Genomic DNA, 24243 nt, shown 5'->3' with positions numbered 1-24243 from the left:
CATGGCCGACGATTCAACTTCGGGTTTGCATGTTTTTCTTCTTCTTTCGACCAAAGCCATGATCGTTCGTAGCGGAAATCGTACTGAGGCACGGGCCGCCAGTTTGGTGGCACTTTGTTTGGTGGGCGCGTGGGCGATTCCGCGTCCCGCTGCCGCCCAGTCCACGTCGGACTGGCTGCATCACGCGGCGCGTCAGACGTCAATCGCCGCGCGCGACAGCGGGGCGATGATGCGATTGGTGCGGCCGCTTTCCGAATCGGTTCAGCGTTCGGTCGTTCAGGTGTTTTGCGGTGGGCGAATCGCGTCGTTGGGAACCGTTGTTGCGGCCGACGGATACGTGATCACGAAACGCAGCGAATTGAGCAGTGACCCAATCACCGTTCGATTGCCGAATGGCGAGAAAGTTGCGGCGCGGATTGGCGCCGTCCGTCGATCCAACGACCTTGCTTTGCTAAAGATCGAGGGCGACGCTTCGAAATGGGGAATCGAGCCGGTGAACTTGAACGGAACGGATGCCGCAACGGGCGGCTTTCTGGTTTCTCCGGGACGCAACGGGTACACCGTCGGATTCGGCGTTGTGGGAGCCGCGGCGCGGAGGGTCGATCATGACGGGCGACTGGGGGTCCGCTTCTACGACACGCCAACGGGTCCGGCAATGGTTCGTGGCGTCTTCCCGCAAAGCGGCGCTTTCGACGCCGGGCTTCAGGAACGCGATCAGATTCTGAAGATCAACGGCAACAAGATGCTCGGTTCGCATGCGGCGATCATGACGCTTCGCGAGTTGTATCCCGGTGAAGTCGTTCGCCTGACCATCATGCGTGGCGAAGACATGTTGGAGCTCGATGCGATGATGAGTGACGAGCGGCTGTTGCAGGAAACCAAGAACGATGCCAAGGTGAACGGGCCTCGAAACGTGCGGCTGAGCGGTTTTGACAGCGTCATTCAGCATGACACCGTGCTTTCGCCCAACCAGTGCGGTGGTCCCGTGTTGGATTCTTCAGGCAATCTGGTCGGAATCAATATCGCGCGGGCCGGTCGCGTCGTTTCTTATGCCCTGCCCGTGTCACTGGTCGCGGCGGAAGTCGTCAGCATGCTGGACGAATCACGCCAGTAGCGTTCCGCCGACCCGTCATTTGCTTTTCTTCGAAGCGACCGGCGCCAGCAGTGGCAAGCGTTCTTGCGTGCTGACGACGACGCCTCCGGGCTTTTCGATGGTGACGGCGAAGGCAGCCGGATCAATCACATCAAGTTTGGCGTCGATCGGAACGACAGTGTCGCCGGCTTCGGAGATGTCAAACACCCCGCCATCGATCGGTTCGTCGTCACGTTTGGGATCGATGATCCAAAGTTGGTACTGCTGCTCGCTCGGGTCGTTGACCGGCATGCCTTGGAAGTGCATGAATCCGGTTTGGGTGGTTGGATCCCAAACCACGTCGCCCTGAACAGGCGAATCAAAGGGGGTGGGGCCGGCGGTCCAGTCCGCGCGAATCAAGGAAGTTTCGCCGGCTAGCATTTCCGCCCGCAGTTGTCTGGCCGTGGGTGCGACCGGCTCGGAGTTGGCGGCCCACAATCCGATGGCCAGAAGGAGAGCTGCAGCGGCGCAGAACCACGCGGTGATTTCACGCAAAGAAACGCCGCCGGGTGCCGGGCGTGCTTTGGCACTTTCTGGCAAGCCGTCGGTCTTGGCAGTGGATGCGGCGGATAGCGCGTCCGGCCTGGACGCTCCGGCGGCGATGACCATGCGTCGGCCCTCGCCGCGCAGTCTCTCGACCAATTCCGGCGGCATCTCCAGCGGGTCAAGATGATGCAGCGTTAGTTGAAGCGAAGCGGCGGTGCGTTGAAGGTGCTGCAACAATTCGGCGCCGCGGTCGTCACGGAGCAGTTCGTCGACCAACCGCGACTCTTCTTCGGTCAGGTCTCCGAGTACTTGGCCGGCGATCAATTCGGAACGTTGCGGTTCGTCGATGTCTGTCCAGCTCATCTCGCGGCCTCCGTTGAAAGCGGGCGCTTCATGCACTCTCTCAATTGAAGCAGTCCCCGGCGGGCACAGGACTTGACCGTACCGAGTGGCATTTCCAGGAAGCTGGCGATGGATGAATGGGGGGTGCCCTGGTAGATCGACAGTGCAAGAATCCGACGCTCTTTGTCGGAAAGCTTTTTCATGCAGCGGGCGGCTTTCGCAGCCTCTTCGGAAAGTTCCAGCCGATCCAATTCGCCCGCGTCAGGCAAGTCGACAACCGCTTCGTTGATGCTGACGACGTCCGGAGCGGTCTGCCCACGGCGGTGACGATCGATCAGTCGCCGCCGCGCGATCAAGGCGACGAAGGTTGCCTCGCCCCCCGAATCGGGATCGAAGCGATCGGCCTTTCGCCACAGTTCGACAAAGATCTCCTGGGAGGCATCTTCGGCGTCGTCCGCCGTTGAGCAATGCCGGCTCGCAAGCGTCCACACCAGACCGCCGTACTGTTTCAGGCAGTCGTCGACCGCGGAGACATCGCCCCGGGCAATCCGCTGAAGGATGGTGTTGTCGCGGCTGTCGGTAGCTTCCATCGGGGTGGATCGGATCGGTGCAGGTGGCGAAGATTCCAGCCGCGGGTTGTGACCGCGCCGCGCGGCAGGATCTGGCGTCATTAAGCTTGTTGCGATGACCATTATAGGGTGAAGTGCGCTCCGTGGGTGGGGCCTGTACCGGGTGGGGCCTGTACTTTGGGGCGACCGACGGCCGCCGTCGGACCAAGTGTCGCGGTCGGGCCAGGTGTCGCGTCTGGCGCGGCCCTCCCCGTAGCCATGACGCGGCGTTTCCATCGCCCGGGTGCGTTTCCTGACGGATGCGAATTCTCGCTGGAGCAATCCACTGGTTTGGTAGACCAAGTGTGGCATCGGTTGTGATGCGGTGTATTATTCCTGGGGCGTCAATCGGGAGGACGCGTTCGTCGGCCAACGCGTCAATCGCACCCTGCATGGTCGACCGCGTCTCTGAGATCGGTTCACGTGAAGGCGGTTCTCCGGTCGGGGCCGTATTGACCCCAGAGAAGCCAACCGGAAGCTCGTGATGTGAGAGCCTTCAGCGCGGCCCAGGTCTTCGCGCAGTGCCCGTCGGACCGATTTTCGCCCACCCCGATTTTCATCCGACCCGTTTTCGCCCGACCCGTTTTCGCTCGACCAAGCCAGGCAAACGCACCATGTTTCACCGCCGATCGCCTGTTGGACGAAGGACTCCATGCGTCGAGATCGTCTTGGCACTGATCCTGCCGTTGGTTGCCGTCGGGCATGCAGGTCCGTTGCTTGCTCAAGACACCGAAGCAACGGCAGAAGGGACGGGAACGCCACCGGCTGAGTCGTCGCAAACGGATGAAGAGGCTGCGGATCGCGTGCCGGAATCGGTCGTTGCGCTCCAGCCGCTATTCCAACGGATTCAAGAAGCGGACTCGATCCGCGCTTCGGTGGAGCTTTCCGCCGACACCGTTGTCGACGGGGCCGTGATCAGTCAGGAGACTTCGGTTTACCAGATTGCGTCGACCGCACCGGACCAATTCACGGCGTATCTGAAGGGCGAAAAGATTCAGACGCGGGTTTACAGCGACGGCGAAACGGCTGTCGTGGCTTTGTCGCCGACCGCGTTTTGCGTGCTGGAAAAACCGATCGCGATGCAGAACGCCGTCTTTCAATTGCCGGTGCCGTTGGGCCCCTATCCCGAAGCGGTGCTGGCGTTGACGCTTGCAGGCGTCGATCCCTCGTTGACATTGACGACCGGGATGAAGTCCGTGGTGCAGGTGGGGCGGGAAAACTTCCGCGGCCGGACTCCCTCGGTCCACTTCACCGGGTTGCAAGATGACGACGTCCGTTGGGATTTGTGGATCACCGAGGGGGACCAGCCGGTCCCGTTGCGGCTTCGCATTGACCTGTCGGACATGTTGCGTGCCAACGGGGCTTTGGACATGCCGCCCGGATATCGCTTCACCCTGCGGTTGGACTTCAAGGTCTGGCGGTTGAATCATCCGAACGATCCTTCGCTGTACCGATACACCAAGGTGGAAGGGGCCCAGGAGTTCGAGTCGGTGCAGGCGTACTATCGATCCCTTGCTGGAGAACAGCCGTCACCGCCGCCGTCGGCGGAGGAGTAGCTGCAAGACGGCCGCCACGTTCGCCGGAGCGTGCGCAGGGTTGTTACACTGCGCCCAAATTACCCTGCGCTCCAGTTACACTGCGCTCACGTCGTGTCCTGTCTTCCCCTCCCGTCCCTGTCAGGTGATCCCGTGCGAAGTTTGATCGGATTGTGCATTGTGTTCTGGGCCGCGTCGTTGTCCGTCGCTCAAACGCGCGAAGAGATTGTGCGCAGTGACAAAGCGAAAGTGGAGGCGGACGGATTCTGGCGCTACAACGATATCCCGGGCGCCTTTGAAGAAGCGAGGCGCACCGGCAAGCCGATCGTCGTTGTCTTGCGTTGCCTGCCCTGCCACGAATGTGTCAAGTTGGATGACGAGTTGGTGGACACCGATCCGGTCATTCGGCCGCTGTTGGAACAGTTCGTTTGCGTGCGGCAGGTCGCGACCAACGGATTGGATTTGAACCTGTTTCAATATGACACCGACCAATCCTTTGCCGTGTTCTTTCTGAACGCCGACAAGACCATCTATGGGCGTTTCGGGACGCGATCGCATCGCACCGAATGGATGGGCGATGTCTCGTTAAAAGGATTGGCCAAGGCCCTTCAGGGAGCTCTGGATCTGCACGCCGACTATCAAGACGTCAAGGATTCGCTGGCGGGTAAGCGGGGTGAACCGATGGAGGTGGCTTCGCCCGAATTGTATCCGACGCTGAAAGACCGCTTCACGGATCAGTTGAACTATGAAGGCGATGTGGTCAAGAGCTGCATCCACTGCCACCAGATCGGAGACGCGCAGCGATCGTACTATTGGGATTCGAACCGTCCCATTCCGGACAAGGTGCTTTGGCCCTACCCGCACCCCAAGCTGATCGGATTGATCATGGACCCGAATGACAAGGCAACGGTCAAGCAGGTCACATCCGATTCAGTCGCCGATCAAGCGGGGGTCCGGCCCGGAGATCAGATTGCACGCATGGACGGCCAGCCGTTGTTGTCGATCGCGGACATCCAGTGGGTGTTGCACAACGTCGATCCCCAAGGCGGTGAAATTCCTCTGCAGGTCCAACGGGGTGACCAGACCTTGTCGTTGACGCTCTCGTTTCCGGCCGATTGGCGTCAAGCCGGGGATCTGTCCTGGCGGGTGACGACCTGGGGGCTTCGGCGGATGGCCGCGGGCGGTTTGGTGCTGGAATCAGTTGAAGCGGATTCCGGGGATCAAGCTTCCGCCTCGGACGAGATGCGGCTGCTGGTCAAACGGGTGGGCAAGTATGGACCGCACGGGGCGGCCGGCCGGGCCGGATTCAAGGAGGGGGACGTGATCATTGAGTTTGATGGGCGGAGCGATTTTGACAGCGAACAGGATCTGTTGACCTATGTGGTGCAAAACCGGCAGCCGGGCGATACCGTGGACGCCAAGGTCCGTCGGGGCGACAACGTGCTGACGTTGCAAATGCCGATCCAACAATAACGAGTCCCAATTGCTCAGTAATCTTCAGTGCTCAGAAATCAAATGAACCGACACGGTCTGGAAGTGGGTGTGGCGCTGTTGCTCTTGGTGGCGATTCCGTGGGCAGTTCCATGCCTGGCGGAGGACCCGGTCTCGATACCAAGCGGTTGGCAGTATTCTGCACCGCTGATCTCGCCCGAGGATCGAAACGAACAGCCAAGTCACGCCCAAAAAGATCCCACGGTGGTGTTCTTCGAAGGCAAATGGCATGTGTTCATGACCGTCAAATTGCCGAACCGATCCGCGATCGAGTATTGCGCATTCGAGTCATGGGACAAGGCCGATCAGGCCGAACGGTTCTTGTTGCCCATCAGCGATAGCGATTACTTCTGCGCCCCGCAGATATTCTTTTTTGCGCCACACGACTGCTGGTACCTGGTCTACCAAATGGGCGTGCCGGGTGCGAACAAGATGTGGGTCGCATACTCAACCACACGTGACATTGCGGATCCGGAATCCTGGACCCAAGCCCGACCAATGCTTGATGGTGGGCCGGACGATCCACGGACCGTCGGAGAACTCGATTACTGGATCATTTGCGATCAGGACCGGGCCTATCTGTTTTTCACCAGTTTGAACGGAAAAATGTGGCGGATGTGGACTGCAATGGATCAGTTCCCCGCAGGCTTTCACGATTGCCAGGTCGCTTTGGAAGCCGAGATCTTTGAGGCCAGTCACACGTACAAGATAAAAGGTGTTGAACGCTATTTGACCGTCGTCGAACAGGACGGTCGTCGATACTTCAAGGCGTTCGTGGCCGATGCGTTGGACGGCGAGTGGAAGCCGCTGGCGGTGACCGAGCAACGGCCTTTCGCCGGCAGTAAAAACATCCGTCCTGCACCCGGTGTGCAGCCCTGGACAGACAATGTCAGCCACGGCGAGTTGGTCCGCGACGGCGTGGACCAGCGGCTGGTTGTTGATCTTTCGCAACCTCGGTTCGTCTTCCAAGGGATGTGGGACAATGACAAACGCCAGAAGTCGTACGGACGATTCGATTGGCGGATTGGCTTACTGACTCCGGTGTCGCCGTGATCGTCCATGCCGAGCGAATTGTGCACGCCGGAGCATTCTTTACGGCGGTTGCCACGGCCCCTGGCTGTTTGGCGCCGCCAACGCGTCAGGTTTTCCGATGAACGTTTCGTTTGCGATCGATTCCGATGACGTCCATCGTGCAGCCGAGCGGATTCGCGGTCACGTGTTGCGGACGCCCTGCATCGGCAGTGAATCGCTTTCCCAGTTGTTTGGGTGCGACGTCAGTTTCAAGGCGGAAAATCTGCAGCACGTCGGTGCGTTCAAGGCTCGGGGGGCGGTCAATGCGGTGCGGTCACTCAGTGACGACCAGGCGGCTTGCGGCGTGGTGACCCATTCCTCGGGCAATCACGCCGCGGCGCTGGCCCGCGCGGCTCAGCAGCGTGGCATCAAGGCCTTCGTGGTCATGCCCCGAGACTCGTCACCCAACAAACTCGATGCGGTGCGAGGTTACGGAGTCGAGCCGATTCTCTGCGAGCCGACGACCGAAAGTCGCCATCAGACCGCGGAGCGGGTGCGGCAGGAGACTGGAGCGACGCTGGTGCATCCTTACGATGATCCGCAGGTGATCGCCGGTCAGGGGACCGTGGGGCTGGAAATCTTGGAACAGGTTCACTGGCCCGATGTCATCCTGGTGCCGGTCGGAGGCGGCGGTCTGCTCGCCGGCATCCTGTCGATCGCGAAAGCGACTCGGCCTGACGTTCGGGTCATCGCGGTCGAGCCGGCTTGGGCCGACGATACCGCCCGCAGCTTGCAAGCCGGATCGCCTCAACCCGTCCACCGCTATGACACGGTTGCCGACGGATTGCGGACATCTGTCGGAACGCTGACGTTTCCAATCATCCAGCAGTACGTTGACGATTTGCTGCTGGTTTCCGAGCAAGCCATCCTGTCCGCGACGCGGATGTTGGCCGAACGGGTGCGGCTGGTGGCTGAACCATCCGGCGCGGTCACGCTGGCCGGGCTGGTGGAAAACGCTGATCGCTTTGCCGGGCAACGCGTCGTCGCCGTCGTCAGCGGCGGCAACCTTTCGTTCGGCCATTGCACACTGGGACAGGTCTGACGAATCAAACGGAAGCCGCGGGGAGCGACACCAAGGCTGTCTCCGACAGAAATTTCAAGCGGTGCGGCGTCCTCACCTGACTTCCGGAACGGAGAATTCACGGGCACTGCTTTGCGTCGGCGTGGGAAAGTCTTGCGGGACTTGCGTCAGTGTGACTTCGCCGGTGGCCGCCCATTCGGTGCCGCGAACCAGTGTCGTGATAAAGCCCACACCGCTAAACGACACAGCGTCGTGGCCCATGGTGGTGTGAAAGATTCGTCCCTGGCCGTAGTCGATCGTCATCAGCATCGGTTCGTGCCGATCACTGCCGCGGTATTTTGGGTCGGCGTAGGCCGTTGCCAAGATCGTCATGTTCTCCGCGGGGCCGCGCAACTGTTGGTACAACTCATCCTTGGTGTGCATCCAGGCGCTGGGCAGACCGCGGACGATCGGATGATCCGGCGTTCGCACCACCAAACGGTATTCGTGGGCCGGTCCGTGGGCGCCGCCCTTGCCGGTTGATTTGTCGCGAACAACCTTGCCAGATTCATCCAGGTACACGTAAGGTCCAGAACTCTCGTCGCGTCCGTCCCAGCCTCCCAGACCGATCATGCGGTTGAATGCGTCCCACGAACCGAAGGAATTGTTCGCGGCGTGGATGACGACCAATCCGCCCCCGCCGCGCACGTATCGCTCCAATGCCTGCTGGGTCGATTCCGGCCAGGGTGCCGCTTTCCATCCAAAATTGCTGATGACAACGTCGTAGTCGGCGAAATTGGGTTTGAAGTCCGGGTCCGGCTTTGGTTGCTCCAAGTCTTGATACGTCTTGCCGTCTTCAAGCGGAAACTGTTGCAACAATTGGCCGCCCTTCCACGTGTACTGTGTCCGTTGGATGTCGACGGTGAATCGTCCCGATTGCTCCAAGTAGGAGCGGGTCATCATCGTCGTCTGGGGCCACGCCGAGTGGTTGTTCTGGCCGTCAATGATCAGGGCCCGCAGTTTGTCTTTCTCGGCGGTTTCCTGGCCCCAGACCGAGGTGGAAACAGTGGACAGGACCAACAAGACCGGCAGGAACGCTTTCATGGGGGACCAACGGGAGAGAGTCGAAGGTAAAACGCCTGGAGGCTGGCGTCGAGGATCGGATGAGACATCGCCGATTGTACACGGCACGCTTGTCAGACGCCGTGGTGACGGAAAAGGATCCGTCCGGCCGAATCAAAAAAGCCTCCGGATGCAGGACGCACCCGGAGGCAGTGTAACTGGCAGGAAGCCGTTCAATTACTGGTTCAATTGCTCCTCAATCGTTTCGTTGTTGGCGCGTGTTCCCAGCGCACCCCACAATCCATAGGGTGACATGCTGCCGGGAGCTTGGGGTCCGGTCCCGTTACGCCAGACCATGCCGGCATGATTGTTACCGGCTTCCACCGAATCGGTCATGAAGACAACCGCACCGTCGCCCATCAGGAGGTGAGCACCTCCCTGGTGTCGACTGGATGGTGGCGCGACGACCGTCCCGCCCGGGTTGCGCTGCGCACACATTTCACTATTGGGTGGCAGAATGGTGTGAATGCCGGTCATCTCCACGCGGTGATCCGCCCAGCGAAAACCACGACCGTTGACCGCCGACCAGGTGGCCAAACCGGGCATCCAGAACCGCGGTCGTGCCGGATCAATGTAGCCCTGGTCTTCGCACCATTTCGGATTGTCCCGGATCTGTGCCCAGGCTTGTGTCGGCTCATGGTCGGCGATCGTTCGGATGTCACGGTCGCCCAAGTCGGTGGCGATCTCCGCCATCGCGATCGTATTGGACAGGCCGTCCAACACGTCTCGGAATTTGGCTCGCTTGTGTTGCACAAACATGCCACGGTCTGCCGCATTGGAATGGATCGACCAGCCCTGGTCTTTTTCCAACGCGCCGGTCGTGCTGTTGTAACGTCGACCGCCACGAATCGAGAAGTAATAGGAGTCGCCCAGGTTGACGGCATAGTTGGTCCGGCCAAGTGAAGGCAATCCGACGCCCGGATCGCTGGGGCACCGCAGCGTCGGGATTTCCGTTGACCAGGGGATGTAGCGGGCTTGCGTGGGCACCGGGCCCATTGGCGGCCAGGGCGGATCGAGGATGACCGACGGATCGGTTGCGTCGCGGGTGTTGGGATTGGAGATGTTTTCCCAAATCCCCTGTTGCTCCATGAAGGGCGTCAGCCCGACCAGGGCGCTCAGCCGCCAGGCGTTGGAATGCGAGTGTGTGGTCCACCAATTGGTGGTTGGGCCGGCGTTGCCAAAGGGCGGTGCGGATCCGCCGGGACTGTCGGTCCCGGCGCCGTGCATGGGCAACTGCTTGTAGGCACTGTGGTAATTGTGGACCGCCAATCCGATTTGGCGAAAATTGTTGCTGCAGCTCATCCGCCGTGCCGCTTCGCGGGCGGCCTGGACGGCGGGCAGCAGCAATCCCACCAGGATTCCGATGATGGCGATCACGACCAGCAGTTCCACCAATGTGAAACCCTGTCGACGAGAACTGGACATTGTCTTGCTCCAGGGAAAAAAACGACGAACGAAGAGGACCGAGGGATCCCAGCGTACCCGTAATGGAGCTATAGGGTCCAGAAAAATTACACAAGGGCGGTTTAGTGGTTGCCGGTTGGCCCTTCGGGGCCTGGATGGACGTTCACAGGCGGATTGCCGTCAGGGTGGTCCCCGGTCTGCGGCCGGATCGGCAAACTCAGAGAGCCGAAGCCAGCGCCCAGGTAGCTAGCGTCGCCAGGCGGTGGCAATCCTGTGAGTCACGGCGCCCAGGTAGCTACCGTCGCCAGACGGTGGCAATCCGGCAAAAATCACGCTCTGGCGAGCATGGCTACTTGGAGGTGACGGGGCGAGCGGCGGGTTCAGTCGGTTAGCGGCCGTCGCGAAGCCGGTAGCCCAGAAAGTTGTCCAGTTCCGATTCCGCCTCGATTTGAGAGACGGTTTGTTCGACGTCGTATTCGACGCGATGAAACTCCAGATGCTGGCCGTCGAAGGTCACGTAGCAGCTGCGTGGGTCGCCATCGCGCGGTTGTCCGACACTGCCGACGTTGATCATCAACTGGATATCGGGATCGGTGACATCGAATCCGTCGGGAAGGTCATCCGGGCGGAGGAAGGTTGAATCGGTCGTAAAAATTCCCGGGACGTGGGTGTGGCCTTGGAAGCACAGATGGGGAACCAGCGAGAACAGTTTTTCCATCTTCTTGGTGTTCTGGATGTCCTCCGGCATCACGTATTCATTGGTGGGGCCCCGTGGCGATCCGTGAACGAACAGCACATTGTCTTCGCGGACGGTGCGCGGCAGCCCGCACAAAAAATCCATCCGGCGACGCGAAACGCAAGGCCCTTCATCGGACGCTTGACGGTCATCGCGTTTTTCCAGTTGGCTGCGAGTCCAAAAGATGGCTTGTTCGGCCGCCGCGTTGAAGCCTTCGGGATCGAACAGGGCGCTGCTGTCATGGTTGCCCAGGACGCAGAACGAGAAATCCATCACGATGTCCAAACAATCGCAGGGCTTCGGGCCGTAGCCGACGACGTCCCCCAGGCAGACCAGTCGGTCCACTTTCTGGGTTTCGATGTGGGCCATCACGGCCTGCAGTGCCGCCAGGTTGCCGTGGATGTCGCTGAGGATTGCGGTGCGGTTCACAGACGCAAGCAGGTTGTTGGAGAGACCATGAGTGAAGGAGATCGAGCCGTCGACGTGGGACCCGAAGTTCGACCACGCGGCAGGGCAAAGGCATTCCGGTGGCGAGCCGGCCGGCTGCCTTAGCGGCCGTGCTTGATCCGGTCGCCGAGCGCGTCGGACAGATCCGGTTGGGCGTAGATTTTGTTCGCCGTCGCTTCGATGTCGTATTCGACACGACGGTAGGTCACCTTGGGACCGTGTGGGGCGTCCTTGTCCAAAATCACGTAACAGGCCCGATTGTCTTCGTCGCGGGGTTGGCCGACGCTGCCCACGTTGATCATCGCTTTATCGCCGGTCAACTGGTATTCGTAGTCGCATTCATCGGGCTGGATGAACTCGCAGTCGGTGGTGAACACACCCGGCAAGTGGGTGTGCCCCATGAAGCAGTACTTCTTGATCTTGCCGAACAGGATCTCCATTTTCCGTTGGTCGAAGACGTATTCGGGAAACACGTATTCGTTGGTGGGGTCGCGGGGAGAGCCGTGCACGAATTTGTACGTTTCGTCGTCGTCGTGGGATCGGGGCAGTTCACCCAGAAAGTCCCAGCGGCCGTTGACTTGCGCGCTTGACCCCGGACCATTGTCCAACTGGTCTCGGGTCCAATAGATTGCCTGCAGGGCCATCGGGTTGAAGCCGTCGGGATCGAACAGAGCTGCCTGGTCGTGGTTGCCGAGGATCGTGACTTTGGCGTGCCGCATGACCTGGTCCAGACATTCGCAGGGATTGGGCCCATAGCCGATGATGTCCCCCAGGCAGTAGATTTCGTCGACTGAGTGTTCGCGAGCGTCAGCCAGAACCGCGAGCAGGGCTTCAAGGTTGCCGTGAATGTCGCTGATCAGGGCTCGCTTCACTGTGAAATGTCCTGGAGGATTGCTCGGGAGACGCCGACGCGGCCGATGCGTTTTCGGTTTGTCGGAGTGGGAAACGCTCAAGGTAATCAAATTTCCACAGCAATCCTACGGCAGGGATTGACCGTCCCGTTCGTTCTGGGCTGAAAAGACCTGCCGCCGTGCCACCGTGGAACACCATCGATGATTCAAATCGCCCTCGAAACGACCGGGAAATCAGGTTCGCTGGCGGTCCTGCGCGGCGAGGAAGTGTGTTGGGTGCGAGCGTTGTCCACCGGGCAGCGGACCGCCGCCACGCTGTCGGTCCAACTGAAAGCGGCATTGGGGTTCTGTGACCAGCTTGGCCAGCGCCCGGACTGGGTGTCCGTGGCCGACGGTCCTGGATCGTTCACCGGATTGCGGATCGCCGTCACGACGGCCAAGACGCTGGGGTATGCGCTGGGTGTGCCGGTGGTCCCGGTCGGATCGCTGTGCAGCATTGCGGCTGCCCAGTGCTTCGATCCTGACGCGGCGGATCAGCCGTCGCGGGTGTTGGTCGGCTTGAACGCTTACCGCGGCCAAGTGTACGCCGCGGCATTCGATGTCCAGGAACTGTTCCAGGATCCGCTACCGATCGACGTGGCCCGACGGGCTGAAGTGGTCGACCATGATCGCTGGGACCAGTGGGTGGCGTGCGACTTTGACACGGCGGACGGGGGCTTGCTGGGTGACCGCCAGATCGTGCCCCCGCAGTGGGAGCAGCGGTACCGCGAGTCCGTGCAGCCGGCCGCGGTGGGTGTCGGTCAGATCGCGTCCCGGTTGGTCCGCGCCGCCGAGGCCAGCAACACCGGTGAGGCTAGCGACCCCGCCGAGGCGAAAAGCACCGCCGACGCTGGAAACGCCGCCGAGGTTAGAAACGCCGCCGAGGCTGGAAACACTGAGCAGCAACGGGCTGCGGATCCCCGCATCGATCCGTTTGACTTGGTGGTGCGGTACCTCAAGTCGAGTGCTGCAGAGGAGAAGGCAGCGCGACGCCGATCGATTCCTGGCGCCGACGCCCCCCATCGGTCCCGTAGTAAATAGCGGTCTTTTTGCGGTGGTCGTAAACGGCGGTCAGCTTGACGCTGCGGGGACCGTGGATGCAGAAATAAAAGCCGCAGGATTCACCGCTGCGAAGCAGTTGACGCCGCGTCATTGGAAACTGGCCTGGCTCCAATTGGCCGATGCGACAGAGCTGTGTTTCGACGTGTTGGCAAAACGTATCGAATGCGATGGTTTGGGGAGAAAACCCGATCATGCAGTCAAATCAAATCAGGGAGGAAGAAACTTGGTGACGCACAGGCCCCGCCGCGATCCGCTTGGAAGGCGGTTCGGATCGGGGGCAGCGTTGGTATCGGCGCGGGGCGTCGCGAAAATTAGTTTCCGAGAAAAGCTGAAGAGGGTTGCCGGGGCGATCGCGGGTGACCCATGCGGGGTGCGTCGATCGGGGCCGTCGCGGAGAAAAATAGTGAAGCCGTCAAAGCGCTTCGCTGCGCCGCGCGACGGGCGCAATCAGGGGAGGCCACGCATCTTGCGCGATCCGGTGGCACAGCGCCCAAACCGCCTAGTGATGATGACGAAACAATCCGCGGCGATCGTCTTGTTTGGTCACCCGCTGGAAAATGTCGCGCAAAATCCGCTGTTCCAGTGAAGTGTCGCGGCCCAGGGAGATCCAGCCCAACGTTTGCGGGGTGTCCGGGTCACGCACGTCTTCTCGGACGATGGTGCCGTCGTGTCGCCGCGTCGCCGTTGTCTCGGTGGCGTACTGCGTTCGGTCGGTGTCTTCCAGATCTTTCTGGACGATCACTTCGACGCTGTAGCCGGCGCCGCGCGGCCGGACGTCGATGATCGCCTTGCGGCGAATCGATTGCAGCGAACTCTGGATCGCTTCGAATCCGGCGGTGCTGTCTTTCCGCCACGGTTCCAGCACCGAGGCGCCGATGCGGTAGGACGTTTCCAGGTGGCCATCCAACAGCAGGCTGTTGGAGTTTTGCACAGGCTGTTCGCGAGCGATGCGAAAGTAGTCGTCGACGGTGTCGACCACCTGCATCCACACGTAGCGATCGTCGGCCGGCGGCAGTTCCAACGGATTGGGAACAAACTGCTCCGGTGCCTGGCGATCCAACCGATAGGCCAGCTGGCTGCATCCGGCCAGCAGCAGTGTGGCCGCGATCAGCCACATGCGGCGCATCGCCGACCGCCCGTCCGCGGCGTTGGAACCTGACTGGATGCGGACCGGCCGAGTCATCAGTAGCGTTGCCCCGACGAAGGCGAGTTGTCCGACTGCGATCCACGGGCGGCGTTGGCGATTCGAAGCGGTTTGGACCCGGGGACGTCGTCGGGGTAGATGGACCAGACGGGGACGCGTTTGCGCATTTGCACCAGCATGGCTTCCTGCGCCTTGGCGATTTTTTCCTTCTTGATCTGCGCCCGGATCTCTTCCTGCAATTCCGCCAACGGTTGCACACCCGCCGGTTTTCTCTCCAGCACGCGGACGATGTGAAAGCCCCATTGGTCCTCGATGATCTCGCTCATCTTGTTCAGCGGGATGGAGAAGATCTGCGTGTCCAGCGGTTCGGAAGCCAGGGCGCCCTTGGTGGTCCAGTCGTGCAAACCGCCGTCGACGGCAAAGGGTTCTTCGCTCTTGGCCTTGGCGACCGCCTGCAGGTTGCCGCCAAAGTAGGCCTCCCGTCCCAGCGCGACGATCGACTCTTTGGCCTCCATGCGGTCGGGGTGATTCTCGAAAAGGATCGAGAGTTGTTCCCAGCGGGCTTTGGCGCCGTGGCGATAAGCATCGACGTCCTTGTGGTAGCGCGCATTGATTTCCGCGATCGTGACTTTAGGATCTTGATCGACCATGCTGCGCATGTACATGTGGCCCAGCATCATGTCGATGAAGTCCCGCTGTCGGGCCCGCAGCGACGATCCGGTCTCGCGCATTTTTTGATCGAGTTCGGCCAGGTCCGTGGTTTCGTATTTCTTCTGAAGCTCTTTGAGCTCATTGTCAAAGAACATCTGGCGGGCGCGGCTGAGCATCATGTCACCCATTTCCTTGCGTTTGTCGGCGGCCTCGGTGCCGACCTGCTCGATCAGAAAGGATTCCTTCATCATCTTGGTCTGGATCGCCTGGATCATCGCGCTGCGGGCAAGCTGCAAGCGGGCTTTCGCCAATTCGCTCTTGGGGAACTCGCGCCCCATGCTGGCCAACACTTCATTGATGCGGCCATCGACCTTCGGTTGGACGTCTCCCCACAGGATCGGCGACTGGCCAACCACCGCGATGACCGTTGCCGGGTCTTCGGGCAGGGGCGGAGCCTGATCGGGGAGCTCGGGAAGCGGTTGAGCGTTTGCCGGGCTAGTCCCGGCCGGAATGAGCATGCCGACCGCAAGGAATGCCAAAGCGATCGCGGTTGACCGAGTCTTCCAACGGGTTGCCGCACAATCGTCCGCAGCCTCAGGCCCGCGGGCATGCGGACGGCGTGTTCGAATCCAGGTGGGGCGTGTCGATGGCATTATCCACCCGCGGGTGAAATGGTAGGTCGGTCAATGGGTAGGCGTTGGCTTGTAGCCCGCCCGGCGGACACGACACAAGAGCGATCCGCACAACGCCGCGCCCGTGCGCCCGTGGCCAAGCATACGCGTGGCCAAGCATACGCGGGGCAAAGCAGGCGCGGGGCCAAGCAGGCGGGAGACCAAGCGTGTAAGAGGACTGTGTAAGAGGACCGTGTGCGGAAGGATTTGACGAAGTTCCACGGTGGCGGGCAGTCGATCGGGAGTCCGGGTGAAGGCGGCGACGGGCGCTTGGCTGATGCAACCCGACGGCTCTCTGGCTCGAACGGCATCCAGGCGATGTGGTCCGAATCGGCAATCGCCATTGACAGGCTGTGGCGAGGAAGGTTATTTCCCCACGCAAGGTCGCCGTCGGCCGGCAACATGCCAAGGCGTTGAGCAGGTTTGGGCTGAGCAGGTTTGGGCGGCGCAAAAAAGAAACATTGAGCGGATTTTCGCGCGTAGGCAAACGCTTTGCGGGAATCGTTTCCTGGCCTTCACGGGTCGGAGCGACGATGCGGCTGACGACGGTTTCTGGGTCAACCGTCTTGAGACGCAGCTCCACGCCGGAATTCCGCTTGCATCGGGACGCTGCTCGGCAGCGTCCCGATGCTCGATTCATTGGTGGCCCACTCGTGCATGGCCCCGCGTTCCGCTCGGGGCGGCCCGGGGACCCAAGGCCTCTGCCCGCATCCTGCTCGCCGCGACTTCCTTGCCGGGTTCTTTTGGCTGGGGCGTCCCCCGGCGGCCTCTGTCGGTTACAACATCTGCCTCCGCGCCGTTTTGTGCCCGTGATGTCTGAGAGGTCTTCCGTTGAATTTGAAGTTGGCAGCCACGCGGCCGTGGTTCGTCTTCCTGGCCGCGCTGTTGTTGGCCACGGGGCTGGTTTGCGGCTGTGATCGCCCGGAACCCGCGTCCCCGCCCGTCCCGCCGCCGGAACCCGACCTGGCCCAGCAACTGGCACTCGGCCGGTCGTTGCAATCCTCCGGGGACGCCGCGTCGGGAAAGGCCGGCTCGGGAAAGGTAGGCATCGTGGAGCTGCGGGAAACGGCGGTCGACGATGCGATGCTGCAGCAATTTCGCGAAGACGACGACTGGGTGAAGACGTTGATTCTGGATGCCGGACAGGTCCACGACGAGGGGGCGGCCGCGATCGCGCGTCTGCCCAATCTTCGCCATCTGCGGCTCCGCCATTCGCCGCTAACCGACCAGGCTCTGCAGGAGTTGGCAGGACAATCCACGCTGCAGATTTTGAATTTGCCCCAGTCGGATGCAACCGCGGCGGGCGTGGGGGCCTTGGCACGTTTGCCGGCTTTGCGTTCTCTGCGGCTGGGTGGGGAGCGGTTGGGGCCGGAAACCGCCGAGGCGGTGGCGTCGATCGCCACGCTGCGAAGCGTGCACCTGATCGGGGTTCCCATCAACGATGCAGGACTGAAAAAAATTGCAGCCCTGCCGAAATTGCGTTCGCTGTATGTCGACGACAGTCGTGTCACCAGCGACGGCTGGGATTGGTTCTTTGAACACCATCGGCAAGTGCACGTGCACGTCAACCAAAAACACCTTGATCGAGACCAGGAACATCCATGACGCCACGAATTGAACGACTTGCCGACCAGCTTGGGGCGCTGGAGATGGACGCCCTGCTGGTCACCGACGAGATCAACGTGCGATACCTGACCGGTTTCACCGGCGACAGTTCGGCGCTATTGGTGGAGCCCGGTAAAGCCTTGTTGATCAGCGATGGGCGGTACAAGAAGCAATTGGACGAGGAGTGTCCGGGAGTGCTGGCGGCGATCCGTTCGCCGAGTGAAAAGCCGCTGGACTTCCTCGCCGAGATCATCAAAGAAAGCGGCGCCGGCCGTGTCGGCATCGAAGCAGATCAGATGACGGTGACGACGTTCAGCGGACTGCGGGCCAGGCTGCCACAGCAGCAGTGGTGCGAATCGTCCGGGGTGATCCTGAAGCAGCGGATGATCAAAGATCCGCAGGAGATACGGACGCTGCGGCAGGCGGTGCGGATCAACGAGCGGGCATTGCAATCGGTGCTCGCAAAACTGGGCCCGGACTGGACCGAGCAGGAGATCGCGTACGACCTGGAGGCAACGATTCGTCGCTTGGGGGGGGAAGGGTTCAGTTTCGAGCCGATCATCGGTGCCGGTCCCGGTGGTGCCAAGCCCCACTACCACAGTCGCCCGGTCGTGATCGGGAACCATTCGACCCTGCTGATTGACTGGGGAACCCTGCTGGGGGGGTATGCCAGCGATTTGACGCGAACCTTCCATTTCGGTTCCCCGCCGGCGAATTTCGAACGGGCCTACCAGGCGGTTCTGGACTCACAGCTGGCCGCGATCGAGCGGATCGCCCCGGGGGTCGCCACGTCGGAAATCGATGCGGCCGCGCGCGACGTGTTGGACCGGGCGGGTTTGGGAGATCGTTTCGTCCACGGATTGGGACACGGCGTGGGGCTGCAGATTCACGAATCCCCGCGGCTTTCGGCGACCAGCGACGAGACATTGGCGCCCGGGATGGTGATCACGGTGGAGCCGGGCGTTTACTTCGAAGGCGAATTCGGCATTCGGATCGAGGACGACGTGTTGGTCACCGAGAACGGCCACGAGGTATTGAGCGGATTCCCAAAGGGTCTCGATGATTGTCGATTGATCCTGTAAAACCTCGCTCGATCGACGGCGGGGGACTGGGAAAGACGGTGCGGAACTGGACGCGTCAGGTCCGGCGATGCATCCTGAACGGGTCGGCGAGAAGCCGTCCCAGCGCCCCGGCGGTTCGATCCGAGCCGATGGCGGCCCTGAGAGCCGCACCACAGCACCCCACGAGTTTTCGAACTTCGCCGACGGTGAAGTCCCCGTCACGCGGAAACGCGTTCGGACCTACTCCCGATGAGACAGGCATGACAAAAGGCAAACAACCGGGCGAAAGCGTGTTCGACATCGAACGCATTCGCGCCATCGTCGAATTGATGGAACAACACGAACTGACGGAGGTGGATCTGCAGCAGGGCGATGACCGCATCAAGCTGGGACGCGGCAGCGAACCGGTTTATCTGTCACCTCCTGCAGCAGCTGCTGCGGCGCCCCCGGCGGCAGCTCCCGCTCCGGCCCCCGGTTCGGCCGCACCGGCGTCGTCGGCCAATGAGGGAACGATCACCATTGATGCCCCGATGGTCGGCACGTTTTACTCGCGCCCGAACCCGGAGTCGGAATCGTTCGTGCAGGTCGGGCAAATGGTCAGCCCCGACACGATTGTGTGCATCGTCGAAGCCATGAAGGTGTTCAACGAGATTCCCGCCGAGTGCAGTGGAAAGGTCGTTGAGGTGTTGGTGGCCGATCAACAAGCGGTTGACTTCGGCAAACCGATGTTTCGCATTCAACCCAATCCCTAGTCCGTCCGCCTCGGGACCCGTCCGTCCATCACCAGCGCTGCGCCAGAGAAAGTTGTGTTTCAAAAAGTACTGATCGCCAACCGTGGCGAAATTGCGCTTCGAATCATTCGCGCCTGTCGCGAGATGGGGATCTTGTCGGTGGCGGTCTACAGCACTGCCGATGCGGAGTCGATGCACGTCAAACTGGCCGACGAAGCCTATTGCGTCGGAGGACCCAAAAGCGCCGACAGCTATTTGAAGATCGACCAGATCATCGCGGCGGCGGAGGTGGGCAACGTGGACGCCATCCATCCCGGCTATGGGTTTCTGGCGGAGAACGCGCACTTCAACGAGGTCTGTCGCGAAAGCGGATTTGAGTTCATCGGACCCAGCCCGCAAGCGATGGAGAAGTTGGGCGACAAGAACACCGCGCGTTCGATGGCCATCGCCAACAAGGTTCCCGTCGTGCCCGGCAGCGACGGGCTGATCACCGACGACAAGGATGCGATCAAGATCGCTGAGGAAATCGGCTTTCCGGTTCTGATCAAAGCCACCGCCGGTGGCGGCGGCAAGGGAATGCGGGTGGCCGAAGATCCCGCCTCGCTGACCAGTTCCCTGCAGCAGGCTCGCAACGAAGCGCAGGCCGCGTTCGGCAACGGGGGCGTCTATTTAGAACGCTACATCGGTTCGCCGCGTCACGTCGAGGTTCAGGTGATCGCCGACACCCACGGCAACGTGTGTCACCTGTTCGAACGTGATTGCAGTGTCCAGCGTCGCCACCAAAAACTGATCGAAGAGGCCCCCAGCCCGAATCTGCCCGACAGCAAACGCGAGGCGATTTGTGAAGCCGCAGTGCGGATGATCCGCGGGGCCCAGTACAGCAACGCCGGAACGGTCGAATTCATTGTCGACCAGAACGACGACTTCTATTTCATCGAAGTCAACGCCCGGATTCAGGTGGAGCACCCGGTGACCGAGATGATCACCGGCGTCGACCTGATCAAGGAACAGATTCGCGTGGCGGCCGGCAAGGAGCTATCGTTCAGCCAGGACGATTTGTCCGTCAGCGGCCACGCGATCGAGTGTCGCATCAACGCGGAGAATCCGAACAAGAATTTTATGCCCAGCCCGGGTAAAATTGGTTTGTTCTTCGCGCCCGGCGGACTGGGCGTGCGGTTCGACTCCCACGTTTACGGCGGCTACACCGTTCCGCCGCATTACGATTCGATGATCGGGAAGTTGATCGTGCATCGTCCGACCCGGGACGAGGCGATCGAAACCATGCGTCGTGCGTTGGCAGAGATCCAGGCCGAAGGCATTGCGACCACGGCGTTGTTCCACGACGCGGTTCTGCAGCATCCGGAATTCGTCTCCGGAAAGCACGACACGAAGTTTGTCGAACGCGAATTCACAGGCAATTGATCTCTTGGACAGCAAGCTCGTCGGCTGGTTGATCGTTGCGGCGGTGCTCCCGCCCCTGGTGGTCAGTCTGGCAAGCTTGTACCCGGTCCGACGCTATGCGGTCCGTTGGGGCTTGCTGGCCAATCCCGGTGGGCACAGCACGCACGCCCGCGCGACCCCGTTGGGCGGCGGCATCGGGATCTGGCTTGGCATCGTCGTGCCGATGCTGCTTGGAACGCTGTGGGTGATGGGGCTTCAACGCGGGCTCCTACCCGAGGTGTTGCCGTCTTGGATCCGCCCCCATGTCGAAGGTGTCGCTTCCCGGCTGGGGCAGTTGTGGGGGCTGTTGGCTGCGGCCACCGTGTTGTTCGCTTTGGGGCTGTGGGACGATCGCCGAGGCGCCCCGGTCGGCGTTCGCTTGGCCGTCGAGTTTGCGGTGGCGGCCTTTGTGGTTTACGGACTGGGATTCGGTCTGACCGCGTTCATCGGCCAGACTTGGTTGACCAACCTGTTGTCGGTCGTCTGGATCGTGGCGGTGATCAACGCCTTCAATATGCTTGACAACATGGACGGGCTGAGCGGCGGAGTCGCGGTGATCATCGCCGCCTCGATGGCCGCGGTGATGTTGACGACGTCCAGCCCTTCCTCAGGCCAACCGCAACTGTTCGTCTCCGGTTTGTTGTTGGTCGTTTGCGGGTCGGTGCTGGGGTTCTTGTGGCACAACCGACCGCCGGCCCGGATCTTCATGGGAGACGGGGGAAGCTACCTGGTGGGATTCCTGATCGCCGTGTCGATGTTGATGGCAACCTTTGCCAGCCAGCCCCGACCGCACGCCGTGTTGGCGCCCCTGTGTGCCATGGCGATCCCGATGTACGACATGGCCACGGTGCTGTGGATCCGTCTGCGGGAAGGACGCAGCCTGTTTTCCGGTGACCGAAGTCATTTTTCACACCGTCTGGTCGAATTGGGGCTTTCGCGGCCGCAAGCGGTGTTGACCATTTACTTGGTCACCGGAACCTGCGGTTTGGCGGCACTGTTGTTGGTACACGTTTCCGTGTTGCAAGCCACCGCCGTGCTGGGCATCGTCGCATGCATGTTGTTGTTGGTCGTGATTTTGGAATCGACCGGATGGCAAAAGCAAGATCTCGATTGACGGCCGAACGGGACCGCCCGGGCGAAACGTCGCCGGCGGCGGATGCCCTGCCCCGGTGGGTCGTGCCGTGTCGGCGGGTCGCCCTGGCCGTGCTGGGCGGTCTGGTGGTGTACGTCGCGTACTATCCCAGTGACAGCGTGCAGGTCGAAAACGGTGACGCCCTGTGGTTTGTCGCCCTGGCGGTGTGCCTGGCGACCCTGACCGTGGTCACCGAGCCGTGGATGCGGTTCGCCGGCGTCCAAGCGAACGGCACTCGCCAGGGGACGCTGCCAAGCGACCGTTGCAATGCCTCCGTTTCCGGTTTGCTGGGGTCGGGCCTGGTGATCGATGTGCTGGCGTGGAATCTCGCCGCTTGGATGATGTTTGCCGCCCTGGCAACGTGCCCGCCGGGGAACCTCCGCGAAGCAACTAACGAAGCCTGGTTCTGGGTCGCCGGAGCGGGGGTGTTGACGTCGGCGCGACGTTTGTTGACCGACCGGCCGTCCCAGATGGTGATGGTGTCGTTGTTGTTTGCCGTGGCCGCGGGGATGGCGGTTCACGCCTTGCACCAGCAATGGATCAGTCTGCCGGCAACGCGTGCCGCCTACCTGGCGGACCCGGATGCCGTGCTACGTTCCGCAGGAATTGACGCCCCGCCCGGGACGGCGCGGCGTATGGTGTTTGCCAATCGCTTGCTGGACGGCGGTCCGACGGGGACCTTCGCCTTGGCAAATTCATTGGCCGCCATCCTGCTGGTCGCCGTGCTGGTGCCGGCTGGTGTGCTCTGGCGGTGGCGTCACCGTCATCGGCATCCGGCCGTGACGATCGGTTTTGGGGCGCTGTTGCTGTTGGCCGTCGCGGCGCTGATTGCTACTCGCAGTCGCAGCGCAATTCTGGCATCGCTGATCGCCTTGGCGTGGTTGTGGATGCCGAGCGGGGTGTCCGGCCAAGGGGCGGACCGGCGTCGCAAAGCCGGGCTGGTCAAGCTGTCGTTGGGCGTCGTCGGTATCGCGGCCGCGTTCGTCGTCGGCGTGCTGCTGTTTGGCGACGAAGAGTGGATGTCTGCGGCACCGGCCTCCCTGGAGTTCCGTCTGAGGTATTGGAAGTCGACGTTGGCTCTGCTGGCAGAGCATCCCTGGCTCGGTGCCGGACCGGGCGGATTCCAGTCGATGTACCTGCGGTATCGTTTGCCGATCGCCAGTGAAACCATTGCGGACCCACATAACTTTGTGTTCGAAACCTTGGCATCGGGAGGCTGGATTGCCGGCGTGTTGCTTGCCGCGTTGGTGTGGGCGATCGTCCGCGCGGCGCGCCATGAGGCAACCTCTCCGCAACCGGCAACCGAAGTCGATTTGGCTGCGGTTGATTCCGCCGCCGCGTCCTCCGTTACCCAGGTCAAGGACGGATCACGGTGGATGGCTTCTGGTGCCGGTGTCGCACTGTTGCTGGTTTGGCTATTGGTGGCAGCGTCGGGACAGCTCCAGGATTTTCAGGCGGCGGTGTTTGGTATTCCCGTCGCCATCGCGGCCGGGTACCTGCTTCACCATGAATCCCAGCGGATGAATCAATCGCAGTGGAGCGACACGCAAGCCAAACTTGAAATCAGGAAACTGGTGTCAGCCATTTTGTTGGCGATCATGATCCACCTGACCGTCTCCGGCGGCTGGACGGTACCCGGGGTCGCCCTGGCGGTGTGGATCAGCGCGTCGATGCTTTGCCACGTCGATGGGGTCACCGGACGTCCTGGTGTCGCGTCGCAGGCGTTGGGACGGCGGCAAGCGTCGCGTCTGGCGTTGGGCGGGTTGGTCGTCGGCGGCGCCTTGCTGCTGACCTTGCGGTTGGTGTCGATTGGTCCGGCGCAGTCGTCATCGTTGGCCCAGCAGCATGCCGAAGACGCGGTGCGCCGGGGGCTGGGCCTGCGTGCCGAGCGGGAGAGCGAACGGGCAGTACAGGCGGATCCGTGGGGAGTCGCGTCGCCTTTGTGGCGGTCGGAGCTGTTCCGCAGTCGCCTGGTCGGACAGGGGGATCGTCCCGCCGATCGAAGGGAGTGGCTGGAGGCGATGGAGACGGCCGTGCGTCGAGCCGGGGACAATCCGTTGATCGAGAGGGCGGCTGGCGAGCAAAGCTTGCATCTCTACCAACGATACGGCCGTGAGGAGGATCTGGCGCGAGCCGAAGATTTGATTTTTCGGGCCCTCGCAGGGAATCCGACCGATGTTTCGCTGGTGGCCCAAGCGGCCGCCATCTCGCGAGCCCGGGCGAAGACGGCCGAATCCATGGAACTGCTGGCCCGGGCCCGGGAACTTTCGCTGCTGGGTGGGAATCTGGTCCGCGATTTGGGGCTCCAGCACATTTTCGTGGTCAAGCCCCGGGGGGCCAGCGTCCGGACGGCACCGGACCGGCGACCGGTCAAAGAGGTGTTTCGGGCGGAGTTGTCGCGGATCGACGAACCGCTTGAATAAACGCCGCGTAGCACCCAAGCTAGAAACTTTGTCTTCTTCAAGAGTGGTCCTTTCGGACA

At 61.7% G+C, this 24243-nt stretch carries 20 protein-coding genes; 12 read left to right on the top strand and 8 right to left on the bottom strand.

All coding sequences use genetic code 11. The features are described from left to right. The first annotated feature begins 58 nt into the window (after positions 1 to 58). The gene (locus FYK55_RS24800; protein ID WP_150079320.1) at positions 59 to 1114 is read left to right on the top strand and encodes a S1C family serine protease; all 1056 of its coding nucleotides are present in this window, start codon (positions 59 to 61) and stop codon (positions 1112 to 1114) included. Between the two features lie 15 nt (positions 1115 to 1129). On the opposite strand, the gene FYK55_RS24795 is transcribed toward FYK55_RS24800, so the two are convergent. Continuing rightward, complete coding sequence (locus FYK55_RS24795; RefSeq protein ID WP_150079319.1) at positions 1130 to 1981, bottom strand: anti-sigma factor; 852 nt, start codon at positions 1979 to 1981, stop codon at positions 1130 to 1132. Continuing rightward, positions 1978 to 2550 carry a sigma-70 family RNA polymerase sigma factor gene (locus FYK55_RS24790; protein WP_150079318.1) on the bottom strand — a complete coding sequence of 191 codons (573 nt, stop codon included), beginning with the start codon at positions 2548 to 2550 and terminating at the stop codon, positions 1978 to 1980. The genes FYK55_RS24795 and FYK55_RS24790 overlap by 4 nt, the downstream gene beginning before the upstream one ends. A 686-nt stretch (positions 2551 to 3236) precedes the next feature. On the opposite strand from FYK55_RS24790, the gene FYK55_RS24785 reads away from it, so the two are divergent. The 4 genes from FYK55_RS24785 to FYK55_RS24770 all read left to right on the top strand — a co-directional run bounded on the left by FYK55_RS24785 (position 3237) and on the right by FYK55_RS24770 (position 7707). After that, complete coding sequence (locus FYK55_RS24785) at positions 3237 to 4124, top strand: DUF2092 domain-containing protein (RefSeq protein WP_161604733.1); 888 nt, start codon at positions 3237 to 3239, stop codon at positions 4122 to 4124. Between the two features lie 132 nt (positions 4125 to 4256). Beyond that, the gene (locus tag FYK55_RS24780) at positions 4257 to 5576 is read left to right on the top strand and encodes a Trx7/PDZ domain-containing (seleno)protein (RefSeq protein WP_150079316.1); all 1320 of its coding nucleotides are present in this window, start codon (positions 4257 to 4259) and stop codon (positions 5574 to 5576) included. 42 nt (positions 5577 to 5618) lie between these two features. Then, a complete protein-coding gene (locus tag FYK55_RS24775) occupies positions 5619 to 6647 on the top strand; it encodes a non-reducing end alpha-L-arabinofuranosidase family hydrolase (RefSeq protein WP_150079315.1) in 1029 nt (342 codons plus the stop codon). Between the two features lie 97 nt (positions 6648 to 6744). After that, positions 6745 to 7707 (top strand): threonine ammonia-lyase, encoded by a 963-nt coding sequence (locus tag FYK55_RS24770; protein ID WP_150079314.1) that lies wholly within the window; start codon positions 6745 to 6747, stop codon positions 7705 to 7707. A 72-nt stretch (positions 7708 to 7779) separates the two neighbouring features. Here FYK55_RS24770 and FYK55_RS24765 read toward each other — a convergent pair whose 3' ends face one another. The 4 genes from FYK55_RS24765 to FYK55_RS24750 form a co-directional block, all read right to left on the bottom strand. Continuing rightward, positions 7780 to 8769: a ThuA domain-containing protein gene (locus FYK55_RS24765; RefSeq protein WP_150079313.1), complete on the bottom strand. Its 990-nt coding sequence runs from the start codon at positions 8767 to 8769 to the stop codon at positions 7780 to 7782. A 195-nt stretch (positions 8770 to 8964) separates the two neighbouring features. Further along, entirely contained in the window at positions 8965 to 10212 is a 1248-nt protein-coding gene (locus FYK55_RS24760; protein ID WP_150079312.1) for a DUF1559 domain-containing protein, read from the bottom strand. Positions 10213 to 10579: 367 nt separating this feature from the next. Further along, entirely contained in the window at positions 10580 to 11356 is a 777-nt protein-coding gene (locus FYK55_RS24755) for a metallophosphoesterase family protein (RefSeq protein WP_150079311.1), read from the bottom strand. A gap of 119 nt (positions 11357 to 11475) precedes the next feature. Beyond that, positions 11476 to 12246: a metallophosphoesterase family protein gene (locus FYK55_RS24750; RefSeq protein WP_150079310.1), complete on the bottom strand. Its 771-nt coding sequence runs from the start codon at positions 12244 to 12246 to the stop codon at positions 11476 to 11478. 180 nt (positions 12247 to 12426) lie between these two features. Here FYK55_RS24750 and tsaB point away from each other — a divergent pair, with 180 nt between their 5' ends. Then, positions 12427 to 13305 (top strand): tRNA (adenosine(37)-N6)-threonylcarbamoyltransferase complex dimerization subunit type 1 TsaB, encoded by an 879-nt coding sequence (gene tsaB, locus FYK55_RS24745; RefSeq protein WP_150079309.1) that lies wholly within the window; start codon positions 12427 to 12429, stop codon positions 13303 to 13305. 520 nt (positions 13306 to 13825) lie between these two features. On the opposite strand, the gene FYK55_RS24735 is transcribed toward tsaB, so the two are convergent. Together FYK55_RS24735 and FYK55_RS24730 are read right to left on the bottom strand one after the other, a co-directional pair. Next, complete coding sequence (locus FYK55_RS24735) at positions 13826 to 14509, bottom strand: hypothetical protein (protein WP_235908953.1); 684 nt, start codon at positions 14507 to 14509, stop codon at positions 13826 to 13828. Beyond that, complete coding sequence (locus FYK55_RS24730; protein WP_150079348.1) at positions 14509 to 15639, bottom strand: peptidylprolyl isomerase; 1131 nt, start codon at positions 15637 to 15639, stop codon at positions 14509 to 14511. Before FYK55_RS24730 ends, FYK55_RS24735 begins: the two co-directional genes overlap by 1 nt. Before the next feature lie 984 nt (positions 15640 to 16623). Between FYK55_RS24730 and FYK55_RS24725 the strand changes: the two genes are divergently transcribed. The 6 genes from FYK55_RS24725 to FYK55_RS24700 all read left to right on the top strand — a co-directional run bounded on the left by FYK55_RS24725 (position 16624) and on the right by FYK55_RS24700 (position 24184). Beyond that, positions 16624 to 17397, top strand: coding sequence for a hypothetical protein (locus FYK55_RS24725; protein ID WP_150079307.1), 774 nt, complete (start codon positions 16624 to 16626; stop codon positions 17395 to 17397). Next, positions 17394 to 18479 (top strand): M24 family metallopeptidase, encoded by a 1086-nt coding sequence (locus tag FYK55_RS24720; protein ID WP_150079306.1) that lies wholly within the window; start codon positions 17394 to 17396, stop codon positions 18477 to 18479. Before FYK55_RS24725 ends, FYK55_RS24720 begins: the two co-directional genes overlap by 4 nt. Before the next feature lie 239 nt (positions 18480 to 18718). Beyond that, on the top strand, positions 18719 to 19210 hold the full coding sequence (gene accB / locus FYK55_RS24715) for an acetyl-CoA carboxylase biotin carboxyl carrier protein (RefSeq protein ID WP_150079305.1): 492 nt from the start codon (positions 18719 to 18721) through the stop codon (positions 19208 to 19210). A 54-nt stretch (positions 19211 to 19264) separates the two neighbouring features. Further along, the gene (gene accC, locus FYK55_RS24710; protein WP_150079304.1) at positions 19265 to 20611 is read left to right on the top strand and encodes an acetyl-CoA carboxylase biotin carboxylase subunit; all 1347 of its coding nucleotides are present in this window, start codon (positions 19265 to 19267) and stop codon (positions 20609 to 20611) included. A gap of 4 nt (positions 20612 to 20615) precedes the next feature. Next, positions 20616 to 21743, top strand: coding sequence for an MraY family glycosyltransferase (locus tag FYK55_RS24705; protein WP_390621777.1), 1128 nt, complete (start codon positions 20616 to 20618; stop codon positions 21741 to 21743). Continuing rightward, positions 21719 to 24184 (top strand): O-antigen ligase family protein, encoded by a 2466-nt coding sequence (locus tag FYK55_RS24700; RefSeq protein WP_150079303.1) that lies wholly within the window; start codon positions 21719 to 21721, stop codon positions 24182 to 24184. The genes FYK55_RS24705 and FYK55_RS24700 overlap by 25 nt, the downstream gene beginning before the upstream one ends. Positions 24185 to 24243: the final 59 nt, after the last annotated feature.

Origin of the sequence: Roseiconus nitratireducens, from assembly GCF_008629675.1 — a bacterium.
In the GTDB taxonomy this organism is placed as follows: Bacteria; Planctomycetota; Planctomycetia; order Pirellulales; family Pirellulaceae; genus Stieleria; species Stieleria nitratireducens.
This window is presented reverse-complemented; position numbering and strand designations above follow the sequence as displayed.